Source organism: Mesorhizobium sp. M0045, from assembly GCF_040323385.1.
Taxonomy (GTDB): domain Bacteria; phylum Pseudomonadota; class Alphaproteobacteria; order Rhizobiales; family Rhizobiaceae; genus Mesorhizobium.
This window is the reverse complement of the sequence record NZ_JAMYUY010000049.1, coordinates 1-7,257: the sequence shown is the minus strand read 5'-3', so window position 1 is coordinate 7,257 and position 7,257 is coordinate 1. Positions and strand designations below refer to the sequence as shown.

The following is a 7,257-nucleotide window of genomic DNA, read 5'->3' as shown; positions in this document are numbered from 1 at the left end:
GGGCGGGGCCGGGCCCCCCCCCCGCCCCCCCCCGCCCCCGGCGCACCCCCCCGAAAGTGGTCCGCGCTTGGTCCCCGGGGGGGGGCCCCCCCGCGCCCGGCGGCCCCCACCCCCCCCCCCCCCGAGGCGATCTATTCAGCGGCCTTGTGCGGTACGCTGTCTTCAACCCGCACATCGTCGTCTGAGAGGAATTCGGGAAGCTCGTCCCCATAGCCGTCGGCGCCGGCGCTGCTATCAGCGCCAGCACTGCCGTCGAGGTCGACCAGGCGCAGCGGCTCGGGCAGCCAGCCACTACCGGTCAGCAAGCGTTCGGCTTCCTTCGCCATATCTTCCTTTTTCAGGTGCTCGATCAGCTGCGCGGCCTGTTCGCCCTTCCCCTCTCGCACTGCCTCGAGAATGCGAGACTTGGTGATGCGGCCGAGATAGTTTTCGACTGTCGGTGTCCAGCCGGCGTCAACCATATCGAGACCGACCGCGCGTGCCAGTCGATCAGCTTGCGCGATCCGCTGCCGAACGCCGTGTGCCGAGATAGCGCCGCCATAGCGGTCGCCTTTCTCGTGGAGCGCGTTCAGGCCGTAGCTGACGCAATGGGCGAGCAACGCCTCGCGGCTGGTCTCATCAAGTGAGGCGATCCAGTCCCAAAGTGCATTGTCCTCGGTCGGCAGGTCCGATTTCCAGGCCTCATGGCGTTCAGCCACCGATTTCGCCGAGGGGCTGTCCTTCAGGTCACCTGGCTGCACAGGGAAGAAGACGTGGCGGATCGAGGCCTCAAGGCACCCCGTCGTGGTGCGGTGCTGGAACGTGTCAGTGACCAGCTTGTGCAAGAGCGCTGTCATGGCGACGTGAGGGTTGCCGGCAACGGCATCGCGCAACGCCAGCGTCCGGTGTGCGGTCAACTCTGTCACCAGTCGGTCCGGCAGGGGCTTGACCGCATCGTCCTCGTCTTGCTCGGACTCGACTGCCTGCCCGCCAATGGTGACAACGGCACGGTGCACCGACGAGCCGTCGGCAGCCCCGGATCCGCCGTCCCTTTTTGATTCGTTCGCGCCGTCAAATGACATCGGCGGCACGTCCTCAGGCCGGAGAAACCCGCGGTCGACCGAGAGCAAGCCATCGGCGTCGATGCTGACGAACGCGCCGGCGATGGCGATGTCGGCCGGATCGAACTGCTTTGGGCGCTTGTCGAAATTGGCGAGCGCGGTCTCGATTTCACCGAGTCGCTGATCGACGTCATCGGGCAGCTCGTCAGCACCCTCATATTCGGTTTCAAGCTTGGCATGCTCGGCGTTGAGGGCATCGATGGTAGCCTGCTCCTCGGACGAGAGATCGAGCGGGTTACTCTGCAGCTGATACAGCCCACGCGTTGCGTCGTAGGGGAAGCTGACAGCGACCTCGACCCACTTCCAACCCTCGGCTGCAACTTCGTGGGCAGCCGCCTTGAGCTTCTCGGTAACCAGGCGGTCCAGCAGCGCTGCATCCTGCAGCCAGCCGCCGTCATCCGACTGGAACAGGTCGTGCATCACGATACCACCCGCGGCCTCATAGGCGTCGGTCCCCACGAAGACGGCGCGCTTGTCGGAGGCACGCACCGTCGTTTCGGTCAGCATGCGCCGGATTTGATAGGGCTCTTTCGACCAGGCATCCCTGATCGCCTCCCAGACCTGCTCCTGGCGGGCGCGGTCTTCGGAGACCGTGAAAGCCATGAGTTGCTCCAGTGTCATGCCGTCATCGGCATACACATCGAGCAGCACTGGCGAGACAGAAGCCAGCCTAAGCCGTTGCTTAACGACGTTGACCGGCACGACGAAGGCTGCGGCAATCTCTTCCTCGCTCATGCCTTTTTGGCGCATGTCCTGGAAGGCGCGAAACTGATCGAGCGGGTGCAGCGGCGCTCGCTCAATGTTCTCGGCGAGCGACACCTCCTCGGCAACGATCGCACTGTGAGGAGCGCGCACGACACAGGGCACGAGGGCGGTCTTGGCGAGGCGCTTTTGCTTCACCAGCAGCTCAAGCGCGCGGAAGCGCCGGCCTCCGGCAGGTACCTCAAACATGCCAGTCTCGTTACCGTCGCTGTCGACGACGGGTAAAACGCTGAGGCTCTGGATCAAGCCGCGTCGGGCGATCGAGGCCGCCAGATCCTCGATCGAGATGCCGACCTTGACGCGCCGGACATTGGACTGGGAGAGCACCAGCTTGTTGAAGGGAATGTCGCGCGAGGACGACAGGGTGATCTTCTGAACGGCAGTAGCCATCGGATGTACTCCGCGACGGGCGGCCGAGAGCCTCCCTCTCGACCTCCAAACCCGTCATGAGAATTCCGTCACTCCTCTCCCTCTGATGTGCTCGGCAGCCACGCGACATTTGTCGCGGAGCAGGAGGTCGGCCCTGGCGCTCGGCAACGACTTCGCCGCAGCGGGTACGGCATCGAGGCAGACTTCGATCACGAACGCATCCGCGGCAAGACGCCGAACTGAAAGCGGGCGGCCATTACGCTGCCTCCCGCTGATCGTCGTCAGCGGCGACTTTGTCGGGCAAGAACCCCAAGAGATAATCCGCAGCCCTGCTCGCCAGAGAGGCCGCGCGAACGATCGCACGGTTATCCTCGCGCAGCACCTCCAGCCACGAGCCGATATAGTCGGCGTGACGCACGGTCGGCGTGATGCCCAGCGAGGCGCAGCAGAAAGCTGCACTTATCTCGGCAACCAGCTCTTCGAAGGCATACTTCTTGGTGCCGAAGGAACCGGACAAATCCCGGTTGAGGCGTGAGGCATGACCGGTGGCGTGCCCGAGTTCATGCAGGGCGGTCCGGTGCCAGTTGATCGGCTCGAAGTAGGCTTGGGGTGGCGGGACCCGCACATAATCGTGGGCCGGAGCGTAGAAGGCGCGGCTGCCATCAACCCGGAAATCGATCCCCGTCTGCTTGATCAGTGTCTCGACCTTTGGCTCGATCAGGCCGGGCAGGGGCGGTTGCGTGACCATCGCACCATCGTGGGGCAGCCCGTCGCATTGCGCGGCGTTGAACACCGTAAAGCGTTTGAGGAATGGAATCGATCGGGCTTGCTCGCCGGTTTCGTGGGCACGTTTTTTTTCGTCATCGGGCACGAACCGATCGGCGTAGACCACCGTCGTTCCATGCTCACCCTTGCGGACGCTGCCGCCAAGCGCGAGCGCCTGGCGGAAGGTCAGCCAGCTCTGTCCGGAAAAGCCCTGCTCGATAACCGAACCCCAGAGGATCAGGATATTGATTCCAGAGTATTGCCGTTCGGTGGCGGCGTTCTTCGGCATGGCGAGCGGCGCCTTCGCAGCCGCCGTTCCCCATGGCTGAACCCAGGGCAGGCGACCGTCCTCCAGCTCACCGATTATCTTGTTGGTGATGTCGTCATATAGGCTGGCCCGGGTCGGGGCAGCTTGGTGCCGATGCTTGGTCATTGCGAGTCTCCGCGCCGGGCGCTGGGAGCCTCTCTCCCAGCCTTCAACCCGTCAGTGCGCCAAGCGCGGTCCTCTAACTCTGATGGACTGGCAGGAAGACTTCGGTTGCCGACCAACTCCGAGGTGGGAGGCACCGTCCGAAACCGCAGCGTGAGGTGATCAGCAGAACCCCCTAACCGGGGCGCGCGGCAGTAGGCCCAGGAGACCCGGCAGTTAGCCCATAGAAACGAAGCAGCACGGATAGCTGAAGAGCCGTTTCACCGGCCACGGAAGTGGGGAGCTAGCCACAAGGCTCGTGGAGTGCGCGTCAGGGCAATCGTTCCGATTAGCAGGTCAAAGGAGCATCTTTGCCGCAGCCGCTGCCGTTGGAGCTTTTCGCAGCAGCATATTTAAAGAAAGATCGCGCGGCAGAGCATCTGAAATGGCGAGATAGAAACGTGCGCTCAATGAGACCCGCGATCGGTCTGTTTTCAGGCCAAACGATCGGATCATAGAGATTGGCTGAGGGCTCCGCTTGAAAGTTCCCGACCAATTCGACGAGACCACGCCTCTGCGCGTCGAGATTGCAGCACGAATTGCCTTTCCCGATGGCTCGTTGGGCGCTGCGGGCCTGCGCAAGGAACGTAACGCCGGTCGACTTGAAACGGAGCTAATCGCCGGAAAGGAGTACGTCACCTTGCTGGCGATCGCCAAAATGAGGGAACTATGCCGCGGACGTCGAAAGGGCCACGCATCGTCTGGCGGGACGAAAGCCGGAAGAAAGACGGAACGCTCCGAAACAAAGCTGGATGGTTTATCCGCGATCGAACAACGTTCATCAGCGCTGGCAGCAGCGAAAAAGGCCGTCCAGGACCTGAAGCTGAAAAGGCGCTCGCGACCTACATCGCCAGCAAGTACCACCGAGCGCGCGGTGCCGAAGATGTCTTGATAGCCGATGTCGTCAGCGTTTACCTGAGAGAGGTTGCACCGAAGCATGCCGCGCCGGAAGAGACGGCGGCTCGGCTGGACAAGATCCTCGATTTCTTCGGGGAAAAGACGCTCGCCGCTATCAATGGCAAGCTTTGCCGCGACTACGTCGCGTTCTGTCCCACCGAAGCCGCTGCGCGCCGCCAACTCGAGGATCTTCGTGCGGCCATCAACTACTACCGCAGGGAAGGCCACACGACTGCCGCACCGACGATTGTCCTGCCTGACAAGGCCGGTGCGCGCGAGCGCTGGTTGACGCGCAGCGAGGCGGCCGCCCTCATCTGGGCCGCGTGGCGTATGAAGCAGAAATGGAAGGGCCGGGAGAGCGACCGGCGTACCGGACGACACCTCGCCCGCTTCATGCTTGTCGCGCTTTATACAGGAACGCGCTCTGCCGCAGTCTGCGGTGCCGCCATCCGTCCAACCAAAGGGCATGGTTATGTGGACCTCGACCGCGGCATCTTTTACCGCCGCGCCGCTAGCGCAAAGAAGACCAAAAAACGCCAGCCGCCTGTGCGCTTGCCCGACAGGCTGTTGGCGCATCTCCGCCGCTGGGCGTGCACAGATCTCGATATCAGGACCAAGGCGCGCGGCAAGAGCGCAAATACTGGTCGTAAGATATCGCAAGACTTTGTGGTGGAGTGGAATGGAAAGCCGGTGGGGTCGGTCAAGAAGAGCTTCAGGAGAGCTCGCGACGCAGCCGGCCTCGGTCCCGACGTCACTTCGCACACGCTTCGCCACACCGCTGCGACCTGGCTGATGCGGGCCGGCGCCGACATGTGGCAGGCGGCGGGCTTTCTCGGCATCACCGTGGATGTTCTGATCGATACTTATGGCCACCATCATCCCGACTTCCAGGCAGACGCCGCCGAGAAGATCGCGAAGAAGCACGTTGCGCCAAGGCGACGAAAACCTCGCTCGGGATAGGTGACGATGAAAACGTGAAGTCCCGCGCGGTGACACCACAGGTTCCCCACACAAAGCCCGAAAGGAAATGCAATCATTGCGGAGCGAGCGTGACGAAAGAGCTTTGCCTGGTAGCGCACATCGTTCGGGACGATGGGGTCGCAGGTTCAAATCCTGCCACTCGCACCCCCGCTCAAAAAGGTTTTCTTCGGCACGATGGGTAAAGACCTGCGAGCACTCGCGTCCGGCACGCTCGACGAGATCGCCGGGAGCGGGCACAGCGCGATCGAGGGGACGGATCAAGTGCCCGGCTACGTAGCGGGCCTGCTCCATATGATGTTTTGCTGCCCGTCGCGTCGATAGGGACGCCGGGGAGCGCAGCTCAGTGATGCACCAGGCAGAGAACATCGCGATAAGCGCCGTCGCCGTGGGATCTGGCGTCCAGCGCCAGCTCCGCGTCTTTGGCAACGTAGCCGACGAATGTTGGTCAGTTCCGCCGAAACTATGAAAAATGATCCTATTTCATGAAAATTGATGCCACAAGGCAACTTTTCCGAAAAACGATTCTAATACATTGCTGAAGTCGACAAAGTAACAATTCCGCCATCGGCTGATATTTGCACCAGTGGCAAAGCGGATGACGCGCACACCCGTGGCATTGATGGCTTCGGCGAAGAAATGATGGGTGGTGTCGGCTTCGAAGCCGAATGTCTCTCCCGCCAGATGGAAGACGCTTATCTGCCTGCGACCGTCCGCAAGCTGGCGGTAAATACGGACGCCGCCAAACTCGACCTGATAGAAGGCTCCGGCCTTTTCACCTTGGGCATAGATCTCCGAACCGGAGGGAAAGAAGCTGACCGGCTGTAGCGGTGTCGGATCGAACGCGGGCAGGCAGGCTCGACTGCAAAGAGTGTGACGGCAGCGAAATTCTGGAGGTCGATTGGGCGTGCATGGCTGTTTTCCCGGTTGGTCCGTGACACGGCAATCGCGCGAATCCGCAGGCCGCGAAATTCGGTTATGTCCCTACGGGGAAATTACCTAGCGCAGAGGCGCTAGCGGTCTGGCCCAATGCTGCACAGGATCGTCAGGCCGTTGGGAGCAATGCAGAACGGTTTTCGGGGTACCATGCACGATCCGGGAGAGAAGAGGGCGCCGGATTGACACCATCCAAATACACCGACCGATCCTGTCGCTCAGGGAAATTGAGGCGCCGACCTCAACCAGGAATGCTGCAATCTTTTTGCCTCACAAACGCCCTGCCATCCACACTCCCCATCTGAGTCGGTCAGTGGTGCATCTTGGCCTGCTACCCCGACACGATCGAGACCGTGCTTTCCGGCGACCAACGCAGCACGACATCCTGACCTTCCGGCAGCCTGACGGCACCGGTGTTCAGCACAATCACCTTGAGCGTCTGGCCAGCACGCTCGACAAAGTAGGTGCTGCTATTTCCGGCGAAGATGCGCTTCGACACCTGGCCTCGCAGCACATTCGTATTGGCCGCATCCGTAGCCTCGGCATCATCAGTGAAGATGCGGATGCGTTCGGGCCGCACGGCGCAGCTTGCCTTGGCCCCAGCGGCAAGCTTGGCACCCGAGCCGACGGCAATCGCTGTGCCGTCCGGCAGCCGAATACCCTTGCTCGTGCTTTCGCCGCGAAGGATGTTGGCGTCGCCCAGGAAGGTGGCGGCAAACTCACTCTTCGGCCGATTGTAGATCTCCTCGGGCGGGCCTTCCTGCACCAGCTTGCCATCGCGCAGAATGCCGATTCGGTCGCTCATCGTCAGCGCTTCTTCCTGGTCGTGGGTGACGAAGATGGTGGTAATGCCGATCTCGCGCTGGATGCGCTTGAGCTCGATCTGCATGTCGACCCGCAGCGCTTTGTCGAGAGCGCCGAGCGGCTCGTCGAGCAGAAGCACACGCGGCTTGGTGATGATGGCGCGAGCGAGCGCCACCC

The 7,257-nt window shown here is 62.2% G+C and carries 6 protein-coding genes and 1 tRNA gene; 3 read left to right on the top strand and 4 right to left on the bottom strand.

Translation table 11 applies throughout. From position 1 onward, the window contains the following. Window positions 1-131: 131 nt before the first annotated feature. A complete protein-coding gene (locus tag NKJ72_RS30545) occupies window positions 132-2,252 on the bottom strand; it encodes a ParB/RepB/Spo0J family partition protein (RefSeq protein WP_352480743.1) in 2,121 nt (706 codons plus the stop codon). Window positions 2,253-2,487: 235 nt separating this feature from the next. Beyond that, window positions 2,488-3,429: an ArdC family protein gene (locus NKJ72_RS30540; RefSeq protein WP_352480742.1), complete on the bottom strand. Its 942-nt coding sequence runs from the start codon at window positions 3,427-3,429 to the stop codon at window positions 2,488-2,490. Window positions 3,430-3,943: 514 nt separating this feature from the next. Between NKJ72_RS30540 and NKJ72_RS30535 the strand changes: the two genes are divergently transcribed. From NKJ72_RS30535 to NKJ72_RS30525, 3 genes are all read left to right on the top strand, one after another. Further along, complete coding sequence (locus NKJ72_RS30535) at window positions 3,944-4,357, top strand: excisionase (protein WP_352480741.1); 414 nt, start codon at window positions 3,944-3,946, stop codon at window positions 4,355-4,357. Next, window positions 4,354-5,322, top strand: a complete 969-nt coding sequence (locus NKJ72_RS30530; RefSeq protein WP_352480740.1) for a tyrosine-type recombinase/integrase — start codon at window positions 4,354-4,356, stop codon at window positions 5,320-5,322. Before NKJ72_RS30535 ends, NKJ72_RS30530 begins: the two co-directional genes overlap by 4 nt. A gap of 83 nt (window positions 5,323-5,405) precedes the next feature. Beyond that, window positions 5,406-5,487, top strand: a tRNA-Pro gene (locus NKJ72_RS30525). 336 nt (window positions 5,488-5,823) lie between these two features. Here NKJ72_RS30525 and NKJ72_RS30520 read toward each other — a convergent pair. Together NKJ72_RS30520 and NKJ72_RS30515 are read right to left on the bottom strand one after the other, a co-directional pair. Further along, complete coding sequence (locus NKJ72_RS30520) at window positions 5,824-6,132, bottom strand: cyclic nucleotide-binding domain-containing protein (RefSeq protein WP_352480744.1); 309 nt, start codon at window positions 6,130-6,132, stop codon at window positions 5,824-5,826. A 475-nt stretch (window positions 6,133-6,607) separates the two neighbouring features. Next, window positions 6,608-7,257: ABC transporter ATP-binding protein (locus tag NKJ72_RS30515; protein WP_352480739.1), on the bottom strand; the 650-nt coding region annotated here is incomplete at its 5' end.

Bases quoted from the DNA above. Each gene is read 5' to 3' on its own strand.
- NKJ72_RS30540 (WP_352480742.1), bottom strand. From the start codon at position 3,429: ATGACCAAGCATCGGCACCAAGCTGCCCCGACCCGGGCCAGCCTATAT.
- NKJ72_RS30545 (WP_352480743.1), bottom strand. From the start codon at position 2,252: ATGGCTACTGCCGTTCAGAAGATCACCCTGTCGTCCTCGCGCGACATT.